General features: G+C 51.6%; 18 protein-coding genes. 11 read left to right on the forward strand and 7 right to left on the reverse strand.

What is annotated here, in order from left to right:
• The first annotated feature begins 11 nt into the window (after positions 1-11).
• From C0068_RS19125 to coq7, 7 genes are all read left to right on the forward strand, one after another.
• Positions 12-827 (forward strand): zinc-ribbon and DUF3426 domain-containing protein, encoded by an 816-nt coding sequence (locus C0068_RS19125; protein WP_103686067.1) that lies wholly within the window; start codon positions 12-14, stop codon positions 825-827.
• Positions 828-950: 123 nt separating this feature from the next.
• Positions 951-1,940, forward strand: coding sequence for a tRNA dihydrouridine synthase DusB (dusB, locus tag C0068_RS19130; protein ID WP_103686068.1), 990 nt, complete (start codon positions 951-953; stop codon positions 1,938-1,940).
• Positions 1,937-2,248, forward strand: a complete 312-nt coding sequence (fis, locus tag C0068_RS19135; RefSeq protein ID WP_103686069.1) for a DNA-binding transcriptional regulator Fis — start codon at positions 1,937-1,939, stop codon at positions 2,246-2,248. Before dusB ends, fis begins: the two co-directional genes overlap by 4 nt.
• 56 nt (positions 2,249-2,304) lie before the next feature.
• Positions 2,305-3,885, forward strand: a complete 1,581-nt coding sequence (gene purH, locus C0068_RS19140) for a bifunctional phosphoribosylaminoimidazolecarboxamide formyltransferase/IMP cyclohydrolase (protein WP_103686070.1) — start codon at positions 2,305-2,307, stop codon at positions 3,883-3,885.
• Positions 3,886-4,045: 160 nt separating this feature from the next.
• On the forward strand, positions 4,046-5,323 hold the full coding sequence (purD, locus tag C0068_RS19145) for a phosphoribosylamine--glycine ligase (RefSeq protein WP_103686071.1): 1,278 nt from the start codon (positions 4,046-4,048) through the stop codon (positions 5,321-5,323).
• Positions 5,274-8,072 (forward strand): response regulator, encoded by a 2,799-nt coding sequence (locus C0068_RS19150; RefSeq protein ID WP_103686072.1) that lies wholly within the window; start codon positions 5,274-5,276, stop codon positions 8,070-8,072. The genes purD and C0068_RS19150 overlap by 50 nt, the downstream gene beginning before the upstream one ends.
• Positions 8,073-8,112: 40 nt before the next feature.
• Positions 8,113-8,754 carry a 2-polyprenyl-3-methyl-6-methoxy-1,4-benzoquinone monooxygenase gene (gene coq7, locus C0068_RS19155; RefSeq protein ID WP_103686073.1) on the forward strand — a complete coding sequence of 214 codons (642 nt, stop codon included), beginning with the start codon at positions 8,113-8,115 and terminating at the stop codon, positions 8,752-8,754.
• Between the two features lie 63 nt (positions 8,755-8,817).
• Here coq7 and C0068_RS19160 read toward each other — a convergent pair whose 3' ends face one another.
• Positions 8,818-9,240, reverse strand: coding sequence for a VOC family protein (locus C0068_RS19160; RefSeq protein ID WP_233208876.1), 423 nt, complete (start codon positions 9,238-9,240; stop codon positions 8,818-8,820).
• Positions 9,233-9,655 (reverse strand): OsmC family protein, encoded by a 423-nt coding sequence (locus tag C0068_RS19165; RefSeq protein WP_103686074.1) that lies wholly within the window; start codon positions 9,653-9,655, stop codon positions 9,233-9,235. Before C0068_RS19165 ends, C0068_RS19160 begins: the two co-directional genes overlap by 8 nt.
• A 190-nt stretch (positions 9,656-9,845) precedes the next feature.
• Between C0068_RS19165 and crp the strand changes: the two genes are divergently transcribed.
• Positions 9,846-10,517, forward strand: coding sequence for a cAMP-activated global transcriptional regulator CRP (gene crp / locus C0068_RS19170; RefSeq protein ID WP_434061426.1), 672 nt, complete (start codon positions 9,846-9,848; stop codon positions 10,515-10,517).
• Positions 10,518-10,573: 56 nt separating this feature from the next.
• Here the strand turns inward: crp and trpC are convergent, their stop codons facing one another.
• The 5 genes from trpC to plsB all read right to left on the reverse strand — a co-directional run bounded on the left by trpC (position 10,574) and on the right by plsB (position 17,330).
• Positions 10,574-11,380, reverse strand: a complete 807-nt coding sequence (gene trpC / locus C0068_RS19175; protein ID WP_199176243.1) for an indole-3-glycerol phosphate synthase TrpC — start codon at positions 11,378-11,380, stop codon at positions 10,574-10,576.
• A complete protein-coding gene (gene trpD, locus C0068_RS19180; RefSeq protein WP_103686114.1) occupies positions 11,377-12,432 on the reverse strand; it encodes an anthranilate phosphoribosyltransferase in 1,056 nt (351 codons plus the stop codon). The genes trpC and trpD overlap by 4 nt, the downstream gene beginning before the upstream one ends.
• Positions 12,433-12,437: 5 nt before the next feature.
• Positions 12,438-13,022 carry an aminodeoxychorismate/anthranilate synthase component II gene (locus C0068_RS19185; RefSeq protein WP_103686075.1) on the reverse strand — a complete coding sequence of 195 codons (585 nt, stop codon included), beginning with the start codon at positions 13,020-13,022 and terminating at the stop codon, positions 12,438-12,440.
• Complete coding sequence (gene trpE, locus C0068_RS19190) at positions 13,022-14,527, reverse strand: anthranilate synthase component I (RefSeq protein WP_103686076.1); 1,506 nt, start codon at positions 14,525-14,527, stop codon at positions 13,022-13,024. The genes C0068_RS19185 and trpE overlap by 1 nt, the downstream gene beginning before the upstream one ends.
• Positions 14,528-14,864: 337 nt before the next feature.
• A complete protein-coding gene (plsB, locus tag C0068_RS19195) occupies positions 14,865-17,330 on the reverse strand; it encodes a glycerol-3-phosphate 1-O-acyltransferase PlsB (RefSeq protein ID WP_103686077.1) in 2,466 nt (821 codons plus the stop codon).
• Between the two features lie 281 nt (positions 17,331-17,611).
• On the opposite strand from plsB, the gene C0068_RS19200 reads away from it, so the two are divergent.
• Genes C0068_RS19200 through C0068_RS19210 form a run of 3 tightly spaced genes read left to right on the forward strand, consistent with a single transcriptional unit; the run spans position 17,612 to position 19,916 of the window.
• Positions 17,612-19,111, forward strand: a complete 1,500-nt coding sequence (locus C0068_RS19200; RefSeq protein WP_103686078.1) for a protein adenylyltransferase SelO — start codon at positions 17,612-17,614, stop codon at positions 19,109-19,111.
• Between the two features lie 34 nt (positions 19,112-19,145).
• Positions 19,146-19,427 carry a hypothetical protein gene (locus C0068_RS19205; protein ID WP_103686079.1) on the forward strand — a complete coding sequence of 94 codons (282 nt, stop codon included), beginning with the start codon at positions 19,146-19,148 and terminating at the stop codon, positions 19,425-19,427.
• A gap of 60 nt (positions 19,428-19,487) precedes the next feature.
• Positions 19,488-19,916, forward strand: coding sequence for a DUF3010 family protein (locus C0068_RS19210; RefSeq protein ID WP_103686080.1), 429 nt, complete (start codon positions 19,488-19,490; stop codon positions 19,914-19,916).
• Positions 19,917-19,979 lie beyond the last annotated feature (63 nt).

Raw genomic sequence — 19,979 nt, forward strand, 5'->3', positions numbered from 1 at the left:
GACACCCACCAATGCATACAGAGCACAGCACAGCAAAAAGCATTCAATGCCCGCAATGTAACACTCGGTTTAGAGTAAAAGCAGAACAGCTCTTGCTCGCCGACGGCTTGGTGCGGTGCAGCGTATGCATGAGCATTTTTAGCGGTATCGACGAGCAAACCAATGCCTCGATTTTACTAACAGACATTGATGACAACACAAAAGCTGAGCCCCCCGTACAAACCGAGCTTGAGCGCCCCGACCACAGCGACGAAGAATCACTGCAGGGCAAACCACCTGAACCGGATTTACTGGCCGGCCTGAGCACCGTCAACCACGACTTTGAGCACCATCTTCCCCGCCGCCGGCCGATACAATGGTTTTGGCTCTTGGCCAACACTCTTGCGCTACTGGTGCTTATTGCTCAACTTGCGCTGTGGCAAAAAGCAGCGCTATTCGCCAGCCCAATCGGCGACGAACTACGCAAACTTTGTCCCCTGCACTCCTTACTCTGCGAAGATGCGCCAAAGCAACAGCAAGCCGCTAGCGACATCGTCAGCACCAAACTGGTCGTTCGCAAACACCCATCCAATAGCGACGCCCTGCAAATCGACACCATTTTATTAAACCGAGGTGCCGACAGCGCCCCCTTCCCCAAACTCGAACTTCGCTTCAGCGATATAAAAGACAACACCATCGCCCAGCGTACCTTTCAGCCCTCAGAATACCTCGCCGGCGAGCTGAACCAGCACTCCCTGTTAGCCAGCCAGCAACCCGTCCACATCGCACTAGAAATCATCCACCCCGGTCTAGACGCGGTGAACTACCAGTTAAAAGTGACGCAGTAAAGCTTATTTTTTGCGCTCAAAATTGGTTATTTTCTGAGCGCAAGACTTCCGGTGAAGTCTTTGAACGAGTATCATAGCTGCCCTGTTTTCCCACGGTTAATTTTCCCTTTACAGGGCATGGCGATGATCCAGATTGGTCCTCACAAGCTTCCTGCCCGTGCAGTATTGGCGCCGATGGCAGGCATTACCGATCTGCCGTTTCGCCGCCTGTGCCGCGAGTTCGGTGCCGGTTTAACCGTGTCAGAAATGCTAATCAGTGACACCTCGCTGTGGGATACCCGCAAAAGTCATTTGCGTCTTGCCCACGACGACAACACACCCCGCGCAGTGCAAATCGCCGGGGCTGATCCGCTGATGATGGCGGACGCAGCAAAACGCTGTGCAGACTTGGGCGCAGACATCATCGACATCAATATGGGCTGCCCAGCTAAAAAAGTATGTAAAAAAGCCGCAGGTTCGGCGCTGTTAAAAGAACCAGACTTAGTAAAAGACATAGTAAGTGCCGTAGTAAACGCAGTAGATATTCCGGTTACGCTAAAAATTCGCACCGGTTGGTCACGGGAGCAACGCAACGGCACAGACATTGCCAAACTTGCCCAAGATTGCGGCATTCGCTCACTGGCAGTGCATGGCAGAACCCGTGAATGCCGTTTTTTAGGCGCGGCGGAATACGACACTATTGCAGCAATAAAACAAGCTATAGAGATTCCGGTATTTGCCAATGGCGATATTTGCTCCGCCCAAGACGCCAAACGTGTACTAGATTACACCGGCGCAGACGGCGTAATGATAGGCCGAGGCGCACAGGGCAAGCCTTGGTTGTTCAGAGAGATAAACACCTATTTAGCAACAGGTGAGCTGGCCCCAGCAGTAAAGCCAGCGGAAATAAAACAGGTTTTGCTGAGACACCTCAGCGCACTTCACCGTTTTTACGGCGAACACAACGGACTGCGTATCGCACGTAAACACTGTGCATGGTATTTGCAGGAGCTCGACCCCTCCACTGGTTTTCGCGGCCTATTCAACCGCCTTGAGTCAGCCAGTGCACAACAAGATGCTGTACATCGCTACTTTGAACAGCACGAACAAAACCTACAGGAAGCAGCAGCATGAATTTGACCAGTATAGAAACCGCCCCAGTCGCCGAAGCCACCTCCGCCGCGACAACGGCTGCCAACGACGACATTAGCAAAGCCAAAACCCTGCGCGACAGTGTCGCGATTGCCCTTAACAACTATCTCGCCACCCTCGACGGCCAAGACGTTTGCGACGTTTACAATATGGTTCTGTCGGAAGTGGAAGCCCCCCTGCTTGAAGAAGTCATGCGCTATACCCGCAACAACCAGACCCGCGCCTCGCAAATGCTGGGGCTCAACCGGGGCACGCTGCGCAAGAAGCTCAAGCAATACGATTTACTGTAATACCGGCTCAGCCATTCCCGTTCGACGCTTTTTAAACTCAAGGTAAACCACTAGGCATGACTACAGACAACCAGGCCCGCCCCGTTAAACGCGCCCTTATCAGCGTTTCAGATAAATCCGGCATCGTCGATTTTGCTCGCGAACTCACGCAACTCGGTGTCGAACTACTCTCCACCGGCGGCACCTATGCTCTGCTGAACCAAAATGATATCGCGGTTACCGAAGTATCGGATTACACCGGCTTCCCAGAAATGATGGATGGCCGTGTGAAGACCCTACACCCCAAGGTTCACGGCGGTATTTTGGGTCGTCGCGGCATTGATGACGGGATCATGAGCGAGCACGGCATCGACACCATCGACATGGTCATTGTCAACCTTTACCCCTTTGAGGCAACAGTCGCCAAACCCGGCTGTACCCTTGAAGACGCGGTTGAAAATATCGATATCGGCGGGCCAACTATGGTGCGCGCCGCCGCCAAAAACCACCGCGACGTTGCGATTGTGGTCAACGCCACCGACTACCAAACCATACTCGCCGAGCTCCGCGCCAACGATGGTTGCACAACTTACGCCACCCGTTTTGATCTAGCCATAAAAGCGTATGAACACACGGCGGCTTACGACGGCATGATCGCCAATTATTTTGGTCGCCTCGTTCCCGGCGGCACCGAGAAATTCCCCCGCACCTTTAATAGCCAATTTATTAAAGCCCAAGATATGCGCTACGGTGAAAACCCTCACCAAGACTCTGCATTCTATGTGGAGCGCCATCCCAGCGAAGCCTCGGTTGCAACGGCAACTCAGCTACAGGGTAAAGAACTGTCTTACAACAATATTGCCGACACCGACGCCGCACTAGAATGCGTTAAGTCATTTGTTAAACCCGCCTGCGTTATCGTAAAGCACGCCAATCCCTGCGGTGTGGCCGTATCCTTAAACGGTATTAAAGAAGCCTATGACTTGGCCTTTGCCACCGATCCTGAATCCGCTTTTGGTGGCATTATTGCCTTTAACCGCGAACTCGACGCGGCAACCGCAAAAGCGATCTGCGACCGTCAATTTGTTGAAGTCATCATCGCGCCCAGCGTCAGCGACGAAGCCGCCGCGATAGTGGCAGAGAAGAAAAATCTACGCCTCTTGGCCTGCGGTGAATGGGGAGCAAACAACCCCGCCTTCGACTACAAACGCGTTAATGGTGGCCTGCTAGTTCAGGATCGCGACCTCGGCATGATCAGTGCCAGCGACCTCAAAATTGTGACCAAGCGCCAACCAGAAGAAAGCGAAATTCACGACATGATCTTTGCGTGGAAAGTCGCCAAGTTTGTTAAATCTAATGCCATTGTTTACGCCAAAAATCGTCAGACCATTGGTGTCGGCGCCGGCCAGATGAGCCGCGTAAACTCGGCCCGTATCGCAGCAATTAAAGCGGAACACGCTGGCTTAACCGTAAAAGGGGCCGTTATGGCGTCAGACGCCTTCTTCCCCTTCCGCGACGGCTTAGACAATGCTGCGGCCAATGGCATAAGCTGCGTGATTCAGCCCGGCGGCTCAATCCGCGACGACGAAGTGATTGCTGCCGCCGACGAGCACGGCATCGCGATGGCCTTTACCGGCATGCGTCATTTTAGACACTAAAAGACTTACGCTGGACGTCTGACGTCAGACGTAAAAAGCACATATAACAGGCGGCAAAGCCGCCCTGCTTTTACACCAGACTTTAGACGTCTGACGCCCGACCAAAATAAACAAACTCAGCGTGCGGACTACAAGCCCGTACCAACGGAACAACAACGCAATGAATATTCTTATAATTGGCAACGGCGGCCGCGAACACGCCCTTGCATGGAAAGCCGCCCAATCCACTCAAGTTGAAACCGTCTTTGTGGCGCCGGGCAATGCGGGCACCGCGCTCGACTCCGGCATTGAGAATGTCGCTATCGCCATCAACGATTTTGCCGCTTTAGCGAATTTTGCTGAGACCAATAATGTCGGCCTCACCATCGTCGGCCCCGAAGCACCATTAGTGGAAGGTGTTGTTAATTACTTCAACGAGCGTAATCTGCCCTGCTTTGGCCCCACCAGCGGCGCGGCGCAGCTCGAAGGCTCCAAAGCCTTTACCAAAGATTTTCTGGCTCGTCACAATATCCCCACCGGCAGCTACCAGAACTTCACCGAACTAGAGCCCGCCCTCGCCTATCTGCGCGAGCAGGGTGCGCCCATCGTCGTAAAAGCCGACGGCCTCGCTGCGGGCAAGGGCGTAATCGTGGCCGAAACCCTTGAGCAAGCAGAAGACGCTGTACGCGACATGCTGTCTGGCAACGCCTTTGGCGACGCTGGTTGCCGCGTCGTTATCGAGGAGTTTTTAGAGGGCGAAGAGGCCAGCTTTATTGTCATGGTCGACGGCGAAAACATTTTGCCAATGGCCACCAGCCAAGATCACAAACGGGTTGGCGACGGCGATACCGGCCCCAACACTGGCGGCATGGGTGCATACTCCCCCGCCCCTGTGGTGACTGCAGCTATTCATCAGCGGATTATGAATGAGGTCATTATCCCCACCGTTAAAGGCATGGCTAGCGAAGGCAATCGCTATACTGGCTTCCTTTACGCGGGTCTAATGATCAACGCCAACGGCGACCCAAAAGTCATCGAATACAACTGCCGCTTTGGCGACCCAGAAACCCAACCCATCATGTTGCGCTTAAAATCAGACTTAGTCGCGCTGTGCCTCGCAGCACTAGATGGCAAACTTGGCGGTTTTGAGGCTGAGTGGGACCCGCGGCCCGCAGTAGGCGTTGTGCTCGCTGCCGGTGGCTACCCCAGCTCTTACAATAAGGGCGACATCATTAGCGGTATTCCGGACGGCGACACTAATGGCAAGGTTTTTCACGCCGGCACCCAATTAGACAATGGCAATTTAGTCACCAATGGCGGTCGTGTGCTATGTGCCACCGCAATGGGTGACACCGTAAGCGCCGCCCAACAGCTTGCCTATTCAATTGCGAAGCAGATAAAGTGGAAAGATGCCTTTTACCGCACTGACATCGCTTACCGCGCCATTGCCCGAGAGTAAACGCTTGCTCAACTATCTGCTGTGCACGGTATTGCTATTGCTAACGGCTGCCGTGCATGCAGCCCCAGCCTTACCCCTCAGCTCTCAGCAGAGCAGCATCTCGCTTGAAAGTTTCAGCGACATCATTGAAGACCCCAATAAGCTCTATCGTATTGACGACATTTTAGCCCCCGAGCTACAGCGGCAATTTCGGCCCGCTGAAAGCGGCGACTTCAATTTATCTCACACAATTGGCCGATATTGGTTTCGCTTTAAGCTAAGCAATACCAGTAGTGAAATCACCCAGCAGTTGCTGCAAATCATGCCGATAGACCTAAATGCGGCTCAGCTATTTACCCAGTCAGGGCGACAAATTGCGCCAATGGTCACCACTGAGCTAATACGCAACGAAACGCTATTTTCAATTCCCGTTCACGCCAATACCACCAGCACGTATTATCTCGCCCTCGAATACCCCTTCGATCGCCAATTGGAATTGACGCTACACAATTACACCAGCTTTCTCGGAGAAGTAAGCCAACGCGAATTTAGTAACTCTATATTTTTGGGAGTGCTCGGTCTTCTGTGTATTTACAGCCTGATCAGCGCCTCACTGCACGCCGACTCACTTTTTCTTGCCACCGCCGGTTTCGCGTTCCTCATTATTTGTAGCCAAAGCATTGCATGGGGTTACATTGGTTCACCACAGGGCTTATTACCCCCTTGGGACGGCTACAGCCTGATATGTATTATTTTAGCGATATCCATTGTCGATTTAATTTACGCCCTGCGTTTTCCAATTTTCCCAATCAGCAATCCCGGTCACGGACCTAAAGTTATTCGCCTAGTGGCTATCGCCAATATCGTCGCTGTTGTAATTAGTGTGATCGCAGGCGCCGAAATTGCAGCTATCACCATCAATCTAATCATTCCTTTTAATTCGCTCGTTCTGCTATTCATCGGGCTCAATGGCTTTTTACAAACCTATAGCAGATTACTTTTCTATTATATGGTTGCCCGCACGGCCCTCGCGCTAATTGTCATATTAACCGTGGTGGGCTACTCCCTAAGCCTGATCACCACAAGCACCGCCAATATCATCTTGCTGCTGCTCGCTACGACCATCTGCACCACCCATACCGCCTTATTAATTGCGCGGCAAACTATTCGCCAGCGCAAACAAAACCAAGATGAGCAACGCATTGCAATATTGGGCGCGGTAAATCGAGCTAAAACAGATATCTTGGCGCGCATTACCCACGACATTAGAACCCCGATGAGCGCCATGCTCGGCGTCAGCGAACTTCTTCAAGACACCCAGCTCACCGCCAACCAAGAAGATCATATTCGTACCCTTCAGCGTTCTGGCCACGAGTTATTACAACTGCTACAGGAAGCCAGCCAAGCCACCCGCTTCAACGAAAGCGATATTGAACTGCGCAATGAATTATTAAATCTGCCAGAAATAATCGACGAGTCCGTTTCTGGCTTCCGCAATATTGCAGCAGAGCAAGCCCTAGAGCTTATTTGCGATATCGACAGTGACGTGAGTGAAAAGCTCATCGGCGACTCCTCCCGCATTCGACAATTACTATCCCATGTCATGAACAATGCCTTTGAGCACTTTGAATCAGGCTACATTCTGCTGAAGGTCGCCGCCTCAGACATCAATCAAGGTTTGCTCACTTTTGAAGTCAGCCACCGTGGCAAACCCTTTAGCAATTTAGAGAAGCAGGCGATCAATGGTTCTGTTTCTGAAGAAGGCGGCATCATCAACACACGGCTCGCCATCGCCTCACAATTGATTAGCTTAATGAATGGCAGCGCAGCGATTCGAAGCTCAGGCAGGGGCTTGCACTCTCTACGTTTTACACTGCAATTAGGTGTACCGAACAATAGTAACAACAATACCCTGCGAATTCGCACCGGCCTGCTCAGTAATAAACGACTTCTTGTGGTCGATAGCAATCAGACCTTTTGCAAAGTAGTCAGCAAACAATGCGGCAACTGGGGTATGCCGGTATTTATTGCCAATAGTGACAATGCGGCCATCGCCACGGTTCGCAATCAGTCCCTTATTAACGCCCCCATCGATATTATTCTCATAGACCACGCCCTGCCCGGTGGCGGTTTGAAATTGGCCAAACGAATATACGACGAAACCAAAGATCAACAGCACACACCCATCGGCCTATTGCTGGCCCATGCCAACATCAACTTTGACCGCGATGAATTGCAAGACGCGGGGGTTCGCCGCATTTTAAGTAAGCCACTGACGGGCGTCGCCCTGCGCAGCGCACTTTTGTCTGAATGTCACTTTGACGCCAATGCGGTCAATAGCGCGCCGGATCAATACCGCACCGACGCCCTAACGCTATCCTCACTGCAATGTTTGATCGCAGAGGACAATCCAACCAATGCGCAGGTATTAACCCGCATGCTGAAGAGCTTGGGGATCACCGTCCATCATGTCGAAAACGGCCAACAGGCGGTAAACACCTTTATGCGCAAGCGCTTTGATGTAGTGATTATGGATATCGAAATGCCGATCATGGACGGCGCCGAAGCAACCCGCCAAATCCGTCAGTTTGAAAAAGAAGAACAGCGCGAGCGCACCCCTATTATTGGCTTAACTGCCAATGCCTTAGATGAACAGCGCGACAGCTATCTCCGCGCGGGTATGGACCTGCATTTAGTAAAGCCTATTCGCCTGTGGGAGCTGGCCGAAGCCATCAAGCGCTGGACCGGCTATCAGCAGGACAAGTCATGAAGCGGCGATTCCGATACAATAGCGTGCGGAGGACTACGTCATGACACGCGAATACACCCTGCTAGATCGCGCCTTAATGGGAGCAGATCGCAGTCTAAAAACCCTTGTTAAAGGCAGCAGCACCGCCCAGCGTCACAGCCCTGCCCAGCACATTAGCGGCTCCCTCAATGCTGAAGAGCAACGCCGTCACGCGGCGGGCTTAATGCGAATCAACCACACCGGCGAAGTCTGCGCCCAAGCGCTGTATCAAGGCCAAGCACTTACCGCAAAAAACGCGCAGGTTAAGGCCGCTATGGAACATTCTGCGAACGAGGAGATTGACCATCTAGCTTGGTGCGAGCAACGCCTGAAGGAATTAGACAGTCATACCAGTCATCTAAATCCACTTTTTTACGCCGCCTCTTTTGCTATAGGAGCCGCGGCCGGCGCAATTAGTGATCGAATCAGCCTTGGCTTTGTTGCCGCCACAGAAGATCAGGTATGCGAACATTTGCGTGAGCATTTGCAAACACTGCCAATGGATGACGAAAAATCACGGGCGATTCTGCAGCAAATGCTAGAAGACGAAGCGGAACATGCCAGCAAAGCCATCGAGGCTGGCGGCCATATATTCCCAAGCCCCGTGAAAAAAGCCATGAGCCTAATGGCTAAGGTGATGACCGGTAGTACTTATTACGTTTAGCGGGCGGCTGATCGTCGGACGTCTGGTGTCGGATGTCTGAGGTAAGGGCATTCGCTTCCGACGTCAGACGCCTGACATCCGACCACTAATTGGCGGATGAAAAATCAGCTGCACGAGATTGCCATCGGGATCGAGGCAATAAAAACTGCGGGCACCATCGCGGTGGGTACGCGGCTCAGTTTTAATACTTACCTGATTTGCCAATAAAAACGCATGCCAGGCATCCACGTCATCAGGTGTATTCAAAATAAAACCGATATGATCTAAACGCTGCCCCGCTACCGGTCGTTGCGGCCCTTGATAACGGTGCAGAGCAAGATTGTCAGTTCCAGAACACAAATAAATATTGTCCGGATCCGGCTGCCACTCCACTGCCATCCCCATTAACTCAGTATAAAAATGCAGTGTATCGTCAAACTTCTCTACAAACAGGGCAATATGCCGCATGCCGCTGTGTGGATTAGGGCGACTTAGCTTCTCAGACACCGTCAACAATCTCGTGGCTATGACTCACTTCAACACCGGCGGCTTCCATCATAATCGAGGCCGAGCAGTATTTTTCTGCCGACAGCTCAACCGCGCGCTTTACATGCGCCTCCTTCAAGTTTTTACCACTAACAATAAAATGTAGGTGAATTTTTGTGAAAACCGCTGGCACCGCATCTGCGCGCTCAGCATCTAGCTCGCAGCGGCAATCCGTCACATCTTGGCGTGACTTTTTCAGCATACTCATCACATCAAAAGACGCGCAGCCACCCATACCCACTAGCAGCATTTCCATGGGGCGAACGCCCATATTACGGCCGCCGTGGTCCTCTGGACCGTCCATTACTACCGAGTGCCCGCTTCCCGACTCACCGAGAAACATCACGCCATCTACCCATTTAACCGTCGCTTTCATTTCACCCTCATAGCGATACCAAAAATTGCGCTAAGCTTACCACAGCGTCCAGATTCAAGCTCGCCAAGGCCGGCAAAGCAAGTCATACTTAGGCCAAGGTCGTTGTGGATAGTGAAACAAAGCCTAAAGTATTAAGAACCACCGTAACTCTGGGCAGCTACTATAATTCCAAGGCGCCCTCATTTATTAAATGGATTTTCTGCTTTATCGAGAGACCCGAACAGTGTTGAATTCCGCGAAACCAGAAATAGCTGATTTAGACAATTTTCTCGCTCACTGCCACCGGCGGCGCTATCCCAGTAAAAGTACGCTTATTTACGCCGGCGACGCTAGCGACGCGCTTTACTACATTACCGAAGGATCGGTGACGGTCATTATTGAAGATGATGAAGGCCGAGAAATGATTGTAGCCTACCTCAACAAAGGCGACTTTTTCGGTGAAATGGGCGTATTCGACGAAGACATCCCCGCCACCCGCAGCGCCTTGGTTAAAAGCCGCACCGAATGCGAAATCGCCGAGATCAGCTACACCAAGTTCCGAGAACTAAATAAACAATATCCAGACATATTGCTAGCCCTAGGCAAGCAAATGGCCAAGCGACTGCGACTAACTACGCGCAAAGTAGGCGACCTTGCATTTTTAGATGTCACCGGCCGCGTCGCTCGCACCCTGCTAGATCTGTGCAAGCAACCCGATGCCATGACCCACCCAGACGGTATGCAAATTAAAATTACCCGTCAGGAAATCGGTCGAATTGTGGGCTGCTCAAGAGAAATGGTTGGTCGTGTATTGAAGACCCTAGAAGAACAGGGCTTGGTGCAGGTGAAGGGAAAAACGATGGTGGTGTTTGGTACGCGCTGAATGCCAGTCGGAAGTCGGACTTAGCATCAGACGTCAGACCTCCGACATCGAGCTATTTACCCAAACAACTCCGCCAGCTTTTCACCCGGCTCCGCCGCCCGCATAAACGCCTCGCCTACCAAAAACGTGTTCACACCCTGCTCGCGCATCGCAGCCACATCTTCGGCGGTATGAATGCCGCTTTCGGTGATCACAATATGCTCGTCGCTTATTGCCGCCAGTAAATCAAAGGTGTTTTGCAGCGAGGTTTCAAAGTTATGCAAATTGCGGTTATTAATTCCCACCAATCGATTACCCAGCGGTAGGGTGCGCGCCAATTCCTCGGCGTTATGCACCTCGATCAACACATCCATACCTAGGCTCTGCGCCAATTGGTTTAGGCTTGTCATGGTCTCGTCGTCTAGCGCCGCAGCAATCAATAAGATGCAGTCAGCACCAATCGCCCGCGCTTCGTAAACTTGGTAGGGGTCAATAATAAAGTCTTTACGAATAACCGGCAGCGAGCAGGCACTGCGTGCTTCTTGCAAATACCGCTCAGCGCCCTGAAAAAAATCCGCATCGGTTAGCACCGACAAGCAAGCAGCACCGCCGGCCTCGTAACTTGTCGCAATATCCGCAGGAATAAAATTCTCGCGAATAACGCCCTTTGAGGGCGAGGCCTTTTTAACCTCCGCAATCACTGCAGATTTACCGGCAGCGAGTTTGGCTTCTATGGCCTTAACAAAGCCCCGTGGCGCAGACGCGTTGGTGATCTGTTCTTGCAGCTGCGCGATGGACACTAGCGCGCTGCGTTCAGCAACCTCCTCTCGCTTGCGATCAAGAATCTTTTTTAAGACCGTTGGGGTGCCGCTATCACTCATCATGCCTCTGTCTCTTTCGCGGGATTTAAGCCCTGGCTAAAGGTCGCTAGCTCACCCATTTTTTCCAGCGCTTGACCACCATGAATGGTGTCCTCGGCCAATGCCACACCATGCTTTAAGGTGCTAACCACACCCGCCACATACAGTGCTGCTCCAGCATTGAGGGCAATCATATCTGCCGCTTTCTTGCCCGCGTCTGTTTCACGCTTGCCCAGGGCATCGCGAATCAAAGCCAATGAAGCTTTACTATCTGCCACATCTAAGCCGACCAAGCTCTGGCTCTCCAGCCCTACATCTTCTGGAGTGATCAGATACTCACGAATCTCGCCATCTTTCAGTTCGGCCACTTCGGTTGCCGACGCCAAGCTAATTTCATCTAAACCATCTTTGGCGTGCACTACCATCACGTGCTCGGCGCCAAGGCGTTTCATCACCTCAGCCAAAGGCCGACAAAGTTCTGAGCTGAACACACCTAAAACCAAACGCTTTACGCCGGCGGGGTTCGTCAGCGGCCCTAAGATATTAAAAATGGTGCGCTGGCCAATGTCGCGCCGCACACCAATTGCGTGACGCATGGCACTGTGGTGGTTGACCGCAAACATAAAGCCGACACCCACTTCACGAATACAGCGTTCAACCTGCTTGGGATTCAAATTTAGCTGAATACCGGCGCTTTCTAGCACGTCTGCGCTGCCACTCTTAGATGACACCGAGCGATTACCATGTTTAGCAACTTTGGCACCCGCCGCCGCAATAACAAAGGTACTGGCCGACGAGACATTAAACAGATTGGCGCCGTCACCACCGGTGCCGACAATATCCACCACGTGATCTAGCCCAGAAATATCAACCGGCGTGGCAAGCTCGCGCATCACGCGAGCCGCCCCTTCAATTTCATCAAGGCTTTCACTCTTCATACGCAGAGCAATTAAAAACGCGGCAATCTGAGCATCGCTGCACTGCCCAGTCATGATGTCGCGCATCACCGAGGCCATATCCTCGGTGCTTAAACTCAAATTGCGTACCACCAAGCCCAGGGCATCTTTAATATTCATTGTGCTCATGCGCCGCGCTCCAAAAAGTTTTTAAACAGTTCGTGGCCCTGTTCAGACAAAATGGATTCAGGATGAAACTGCACGCCCTCAACATCTAAGGTTTTATGCCGCACACCCATAATTTCATCAATAGAACCGTCGGGATTTTGCGTCCAAGAGGTTACTTCCAAACAATCTGGCAGGCTGTCTTTCTCAATCACCAAGGAGTGATAACGGGTTGCCACCAGCGGATTATTCAAGCCAGTAAACACGCCGCTATTGTGATGATGCATTGGCGAGGTCTTGCCGTGCATCACTTCCCGCGCCCGCACAATCTTTCCGCCAAAGGCTTGGCCAATGCTTTGATGCCCTAGGCACACGCCTAAAATAGGAATCTCACCGGCAAAAGCCTTGATTGCCGCTAGCGAAATACCCGCTTCGTTCGGCGTGCATGGGCCTGGGGAAATTACCAAATGGCTTGGCGCCAGAGCGCGAATTTCTTCAATCGTGACTTCATCATTGCGCAGCACCTTCACGTCTGCACCTAGCTCGGCAAAATACTGCACGACGTTGTAGGTGAAGGAGTCGTAATTATCGATCATTAATAACATTATGACGCCTCCCCGTTGTTGTCAGATTTGCTCGCCGCGCTTTGCACCATAGACGCTGCCTTAAACACCGCCCGCGCCTTGTTCATGGTTTCTTTCCATTCCAAGCGTGGTTGCGAATCGGCAACGATACCTGCGCCCGCCTGAATATGAAGCTGATTATCTTTAATGACCGCTGTGCGAATGGCAATGGCGGTATCCATATTGCCATTCCAACTCAAATAGCCAACCGCGCCGCCATACACGCCGCGCTTCACAGACTCTAGCTCGTCGATAATTTCCATAGCGCGAACCTTCGGCGCACCGCTCAAGGTGCCCGCCGGCAAAGTCGCCCGCAGCACATCCATCGCGCTAATGTTATCACGCACTTGGGCGCGCACATTCGACACGATATGCATCACATGAGAGTAACGTTCCACCACCATTTTATCGCTCAATTCCACCGTGCCGGTTTTGGCGACACGTCCAGCATCATTACGGCCCAAATCGATCAACATCAAGTGCTCGGCAATTTCCTTGGGGTCAGCCAACAACTCTTTTTCAAGCTCTAGGTCTTCCGCCTCGGTATGACCGCGACGGCGAGTACCCGCTATCGGCCGCACCGTCACTTCGCCGTGTTCTAGGCGCGCTAAAATTTCTGGTGAGGAACCCACAATATGGAAGTCTTCCAAATTGAGGTAATACATATATGGTGAGGGGTTGAGATGGCGCAGTGCCCGATAAAAATTCAATGGTGAGGCCGTAAACGGAATACTCAAACGCTGCGACAACACCACCTGCATCGCGTCGCCGGCCAAGACGTATTCACGCACTTTCTCGACAGCATCTTTAAAATTGTCTTCACCAAAGCTCGACACAAAGTCGGTTTCGGCAACGCCGTCAGCATCCAAATTCAAGGTCGGCAGCATCGGTGATAAGCCACGCAGCATCTGCTCGTAGGAATCTAATCTTTCCTGCGCCTTACTATAGGCCCGATCATCGGCAGGGTCAGCGTGGGTAATAATCTTGACGATGCCCGACAGATTATCAAAAACCAGTAATTCCTCAGACACCATCAATAAAATATCTGGCGTACCCAACACATCCGGCGGCGTGCTTGGCATCAATTTTGGCTCAATATAGCGCACGCAGTCGTAGGCAAAATAGCCCACTAAGCCGCCGTAAAATGCCGGCAACTCGTCAATTTCTGGCACCTGATAACGGGCCTGAAAACCCTCGACAAAGGCCAGAGGGTCTTCACAGTCGTGGGTCTCTATTGTTTTGCCATCACGAGAAATCGTGATGTGGCTGCCCTCAGCCCGCAGTATGGTGCGCGCGCCAAGGCCAATAATGGAGTAACGGCCCCATTTCTCACCACCGTGAACAGACTCAAACAGAAAACTGTAGGGCTCGGCGGCGAGTTTTAAATAGGCACTAAGAGGGGTATCGAGGTCGGCCAGCACGTCGCGGTAAACCGGAATACGGTTATAGCTTTGCTGCGCCAGTTCATTGTATCGCTGGGCTTGCATGATAAATCCTTAAAAATGGGGTTCGGCTAGGTAATCTGCTATTTGCAGTAATTCGCTTATTGCAAGAGCTACCATCGCCATCGACGGCAATCACACAGCTGTGTCATGCGGGCGTTATGCACCATTTCTTCGGACTCGTCACACGTAATTAGAATGTCAAAACATTGTAACCGAGCGGGCCGCGTGGGGGAACCTCAAAAATACCAAAGGCATGCGCTTAAGCTTAGTCGGACGTCAGGGGTCGGATGTCTGACGCTAAAGGCATTCGCTGCCGCTCACATGGATACTCGGTCGTAGCCGAGTATAACGATCTAAGAATGCCCGCGAATCACCCCCCTTAATTCATCACCGGCTTGCGAATCAACTGCTGCATGCTCTGCTGAACATCCGGCCCCAGCAAGGCGACCCAGCGTTGAGAAAACGCTTCTAAACGCTTATCTACCCGTAAAAATTCGCCCGCCTCCTGCTCGTCAGCCAACAGCAAGCCCTGCTGAATCAGGGTATCGATATAGCCGCGGAAGAGGTTTTTATCGAAGTATTCCGGTGCCTCACGGCCACTTAAAATAGCCAAACGCTGGGCCATTTCAATAGTGTTCTGCTCCACATCATCCCGCAGTGCCGCCACCTCAGAAATATCCTGCACTAGCAGCAAGCTGGTAATGGTGTAGCGCTCGAAGGTCTCGCGGAGAATTCGCCCCAAGCCCGTCAATACTGCATAGCCTTCGGTGCCAACATTGGCGCGACTCAGACTAGCGCTATCGTCATTGCGCGACAGTAAATTAAGAGCAACCAAATTATTAATCTGCTCCTTGACCGCCTCTGCGCAATCGTCAATCTTGGTGCGCAAGAACAGTTCATTTTTTACAAAGGGATATAGCAAGGTACAGCCTTCAATTAAATCCGCTTCGCTGACGGTTTGACTGTGGCGGAAAAACCGCGCAATCAAGCTTGGCAAGGCCAGAACATGCATAACCGAATTGCGGTAATACGTTAGCATCACCGCTTCTTTACCGGTGGCCGTAATAATCGGCCCCCAAGGGTGATCAATTCGAGAAAGCCCAGCCGTGCGCGCCGCCTGTTCAAGTATTTCCTTGGCGCTGCCTTCTGGCAGTGTAATATCTGGGCTGTATGGGAGGCGGCGCAGAATGGCAATAAAGTGATCTATCTGCAGCAGCAGCTCATCTTCTGCCATCGCCCGCTGCGGGCTAGAAAGCAATATCATGGCGACCAAACCAATAGGGTTTACCACCGCCGCCGCATTGATACGTTCCATATTTTCCTGGGCAATATAATCAATCACCGCAGGAACAAAGGAATGGTCGCCGGCTTGGGTGCGTTTACGCCAATCCGGCTCGATGTGACTAAAACATTCATCCAAACTAATAGGCTGACCAAATGCTACATGCGGGCTACCGTAGGAGGACTTAAAAATCTTCCGCGCCTTTAACAAGCCACCCGCCGACTCACTTTGCTTAGCTGCACCACGCAACTCTTTGACATAGGAGGCACTCTCTACCAATTTGTCGTAGCACACGTAGATCGGCACTAACGCCACTTTGCGCCCAGGCTGCTGAATAAAACTTTCCACAGTCATTTTCAGCATGCCTTTTTTCGGCGGCAGCAAACGCCCCGTGCGGCTGCGGCCACCCTCTGGGAAAAACTCAACGGGATACCCACGTCCCAGCAACACATCTAAATATGATTTAAACACTGCAGAATATAATTTTTGCCCACCAAAACTGCGGCGAATATAAAAGGCTCCACCTCGGCGTAACAAACCACCCACAGGCCAAAAATTTAAATTCACCCCAGCGGCAATATGCGGCGGCACCAAGCCCTGCACATAAAGCGTGTAAGAAATAAGCAGGTAATCAAAATGACTGCGATGGGACGGCATATAAATTAATTGCCGGCTATTTGCGGTCTCCCGCAGGCGATCTATATGGTGAATTTTTAAACCGGAAAATATCTTTCGAAATGCCCAAGTTAAGATCAGCTCTAGTGCGCGAATCATCCGACCATCAAAATTAGCGGCGACTTCTTCCGCCATTTTGCGAGCCTGCTTATTCACCACCTCCGGTTTGGTAATGGCCGCGACCTGCTCTTCGGCAATGGCGTCACGCACCGCCTGTCTACGCAAAACCACATCAATAATCTGCTGACGCGATAATAAGCTAGGGCCAAGACTGGCGGTTTTACGGCGAGAATAATAAAACGACAACATCCGTGCCATCACCGCCGCTGCCGCCACCGGATCTTGCTTGCGGGCAACAAAGGTACTGAAGCGCACGGGCTGCGCAATATGAATAAGCACATTGCGACGCTGCACTAGAATAACCATGAGCTTGCGAAACGCGCCGGCCCGCTCACCATCACCTAATAACAATTTGAAGAAAGAGGTTTCGCTGCCAGGATCGCGCCCCCAAAACACCGACACCGGCACAATTTGCAGGGGATAGCTGCCATCGGCGGCCTGCGCAATCAAGGCAGCCATCGTTTTCTCGCCACGGGAGCCGCCGCGCTGACCGCTCAATACCGGTAGATACAAACATGCAGCGCGTTCGCTGTCCGGTAACTTCCCTGGGCTTGCGCGTAATAAGGGCAAATTATGAGCTTTAAAAACCCGCTCTAATAAAAACCGATCAGTCCAGCTATGCTGCCTAAGCACATAGCACACAGGCTTGGCATCTAATTGCTCGTGCAAAGATTCATCAAACTGCACCAGCTTTGGTTTAATACCGGCAAGAAACGGCGCGGATAAGATCCGACATAACACAAAAAATACACGTGCAAACCAAGGCATAGCGCTAAAACCCTTTTAAAACGACGCTGCGTGTCCACGCCCAGCTGACATGAACCGATTCATTATTTAATACAGCCACAGCGCGCAATTTTACTTGGTCTGTCGCGCTGCGTCGCGGTTTTCACCCCAGCACCAAGTAAAACACCCAAAACATCGCACTTTACACGGTTAGATTATCTGCCTAAGCGCCGCGAGGTGCAGCCGATTCATGTACAATCGCCCCAAATAGGAGGTATAACAAACCTACCTGAATTGTCTTACCGTTTTATGCAGGCCATGCCATGACTTCCGCAAACAGCCCCACTTTTGACAATAGCTATGTAAAACAAGCGGATCGATTTTACAGCCCACAAGCCCCTGCCACCGTACCGACACCCGCGCTCATTCGGGTCAATCATCACCTTGCGAGCAGCCTAGGCATAGACCCGCAGTGGCTGGCATCGCCTGAGGGCATTGCCACTATGGCGGGCAATCATATTCCAGATGGTGCAGAACCAATCGCCACCGTGTATGCCGGCCATCAATTTGGCGGCTGGAATCCACAGCTAGGTGACGGTCGTGCGGTTTTACTCGGTGAACTCATTGCCGACAGTGGCACACGCTACGACTGGCAATTAAAAGGCTCAGGGCGCACACCATACTCACGTGGCGGTGACGGCAAGTCACCATTGGGACCGGTGCTGCGCGAATATATTCTTTGCGAGGCAATGACGGCATTAAAGGTGCCCACCACCCGCGCCCTTGGCGCCGTGTGCACGGGAGAGATGGTATTTCGCGACCAAGCCTTGCCCGGCGCGGTATTTAGTCGCGTTGCCCAAAGCCATATTCGCGTTGGCACCATGCAATTTTTTGCGGCTCGACGCGACACCGAAGCCCTACATGAATTAAGTCATTATGTAATACAGCGTCACTTCCCAGAGGCGGCACAGGCCGACAATTCAATCTTGGCTATGCTCAATGAAATTGTCGCACGGCAGGCCAGCCTCATTGCCCAATGGCAATCCATCGGCTTTATTCACGGCGTCATGAACACCGACAATATGCTGCTCTGCGGGGAAACCATAGACTACGGCCCCTGCGCATTTATGGAAAACTACGACCCCGCCACCGTATTCAGCTCCATCGACCACAATGGCCGTTACGCCTATGGCAACCAGCCGGGCATCGCCCACTGGAATTTGGCCCAGCTTGCCCAAGCACTGTTAGCGATTTTAGATAATAGCGCAGACGCGAATGAAGACAGCGCCGTTGCCCTAGCCCAGCAAGCGCTAGATGCCTTTCCGGATTTATTCCTAAGCGCTTACCAAAACATTATTAAAAACAAACTGGGGCTAAATAATTTTACAGAATCGGATGACGCGCTCTATCAAGACCTGCTCAAATTAATGCAGCAAGAAAAAGCCGACTTCACACTGTGCTTTAGACGCCTTGCCGAACTCAGCAACGAAGCCGCCTGCATCAATAATAGTATTCGCGAACTTTTCGATTTTAACGACAGCTTTACGCCGTGGTTACAACAATGGCGCCAGCGTTTAAAAGAGGACACCCTCACCCCAGAGCAACGCCAAACCCTTATGTTTAAGGCGAATCCTGTTTTTATTCCGCGCAACCACTTAGTGCACGAGGCCATTGTCGCCGCCGAGCAGCACGGCGACTTCAGCTACTTTAATCAATTAGTAGACGTACTCGAAGCACCGCATATATTCGACCCCGCCAAACTTGCATACGCCAGACCGGCAAAACCGAATGAACAGGTGTTACAAACTTTTTGCGGCACCTAAACTTTTTTAAAATCCCCCAGCGTGAGACAACAATATGAATTTAGACAAGTCTAAAAAGCGCATTAGCAAAAGAGTTAAAATGGGGGATCAGGGCTACCCAAAAATTGCTATTGAATACCACGGCAAAAACGCCGATCTAGCCACTGAAGTAACGGTTACTTTGATATTCGAAGAAGGCGCTGAACCAATGACAGAACGATTCAGTAATACCGCCGACGTGCGGGAGAACGACGTTATTCAATCAGCCCTAATAAAGATTATTGAACGTACCGGCGCCAAAACTGTTTCGCAAAAAACTGAAGTCACTATCATTTAAAAACGCATTTTTAAAAATTTTTACCAACACCACATCAGCCTGCACTAACAAGGAATCACCATGAGAATTTGCGGCGTAGAACTCACCGGCAACGATGCCGTCATCTGCTTACTCAATTTAGAAGGTCAGCAATTTAATATCCCAGATTGCCGAGTGCGTAAACTAAGCCTCCCCAAAGAACACAGCCGCGACGACTTAAAACAATTTCAAACCGCCTTTGCCCAACTTATGCGGGATTACAAAGTCGATAAAGTCGCCATCAAAGGTCGCCTGCCAAAGGGAAAGTTCGCGGGCGGCGCAGTCAGTTTTAAACTTGAGGCCGCAATACAACTCCTAGCCGATATCGAAGTTATTTTACTTAGCTCCTCACAGGCCAAAGCTGCACTGGCAGACAATCCCTTGCACATCCCCTTTGCAGACACTGAGCTAAAAGGCTTTCAAGAGGCGGCATTTATCACTGCCTATGTCGCCCACCATAGCAACGCATAAATAATATTTAGCGTCGCTGACATATAAGCCTTCATTAAAGCGGGCCCATAAAGGCCCGCTTTA

This window comes from Zhongshania marina, assembly GCF_002915595.1.
Classification (GTDB): domain Bacteria; phylum Pseudomonadota; class Gammaproteobacteria; order Pseudomonadales; family Spongiibacteraceae; genus Spongiibacter; species Spongiibacter marinus_B.

What these genes read in the sequence shown, in the direction of transcription:
- C0068_RS19125 (WP_103686067.1), top strand. Translation starts at nt 12, where the DNA reads ATGCATACAGAGCACAGCACAGCAAAAAGCATTCAATGCCCGCAATGT.
- dusB (WP_103686068.1), top strand. Translation starts at nt 951, where the DNA reads ATGATCCAGATTGGTCCTCACAAGCTTCCTGCCCGTGCAGTATTGGCG.
- fis (WP_103686069.1), top strand. Translation starts at nt 1,937, where the DNA reads ATGAATTTGACCAGTATAGAAACCGCCCCAGTCGCCGAAGCCACCTCC.
- purH (WP_103686070.1), top strand. Translation starts at nt 2,305, where the DNA reads ATGACTACAGACAACCAGGCCCGCCCCGTTAAACGCGCCCTTATCAGC.
- purD (WP_103686071.1), top strand. Translation starts at nt 4,046, where the DNA reads ATGAATATTCTTATAATTGGCAACGGCGGCCGCGAACACGCCCTTGCA.
- C0068_RS19150 (WP_103686072.1), top strand. Translation starts at nt 5,274, where the DNA reads ATGCCTTTTACCGCACTGACATCGCTTACCGCGCCATTGCCCGAGAGT.
- coq7 (WP_103686073.1), top strand. Translation starts at nt 8,113, where the DNA reads ATGACACGCGAATACACCCTGCTAGATCGCGCCTTAATGGGAGCAGAT.
- C0068_RS19165 (WP_103686074.1), bottom strand. Translation starts at nt 9,655, where the DNA reads ATGAAAGCGACGGTTAAATGGGTAGATGGCGTGATGTTTCTCGGTGAG.
- crp (WP_434061426.1), top strand. Translation starts at nt 9,846, where the DNA reads ATGGATTTTCTGCTTTATCGAGAGACCCGAACAGTGTTGAATTCCGCG.
- trpC (WP_199176243.1), bottom strand. Translation starts at nt 11,380, where the DNA reads ATGATGAGTGATAGCGGCACCCCAACGGTCTTAAAAAAGATTCTTGAT.
- trpD (WP_103686114.1), bottom strand. Translation starts at nt 12,432, where the DNA reads ATGAATATTAAAGATGCCCTGGGCTTGGTGGTACGCAATTTGAGTTTA.
- C0068_RS19185 (WP_103686075.1), bottom strand. Translation starts at nt 13,022, where the DNA reads ATGTTATTAATGATCGATAATTACGACTCCTTCACCTACAACGTCGTG.
- trpE (WP_103686076.1), bottom strand. Translation starts at nt 14,527, where the DNA reads ATGCAAGCCCAGCGATACAATGAACTGGCGCAGCAAAGCTATAACCGT.
- plsB (WP_103686077.1), bottom strand. Translation starts at nt 17,330, where the DNA reads ATGCCTTGGTTTGCACGTGTATTTTTTGTGTTATGTCGGATCTTATCC.
- C0068_RS19200 (WP_103686078.1), top strand. Translation starts at nt 17,612, where the DNA reads ATGACTTCCGCAAACAGCCCCACTTTTGACAATAGCTATGTAAAACAA.
- C0068_RS19205 (WP_103686079.1), top strand. Translation starts at nt 19,146, where the DNA reads ATGAATTTAGACAAGTCTAAAAAGCGCATTAGCAAAAGAGTTAAAATG.
- C0068_RS19210 (WP_103686080.1), top strand. Translation starts at nt 19,488, where the DNA reads ATGAGAATTTGCGGCGTAGAACTCACCGGCAACGATGCCGTCATCTGC.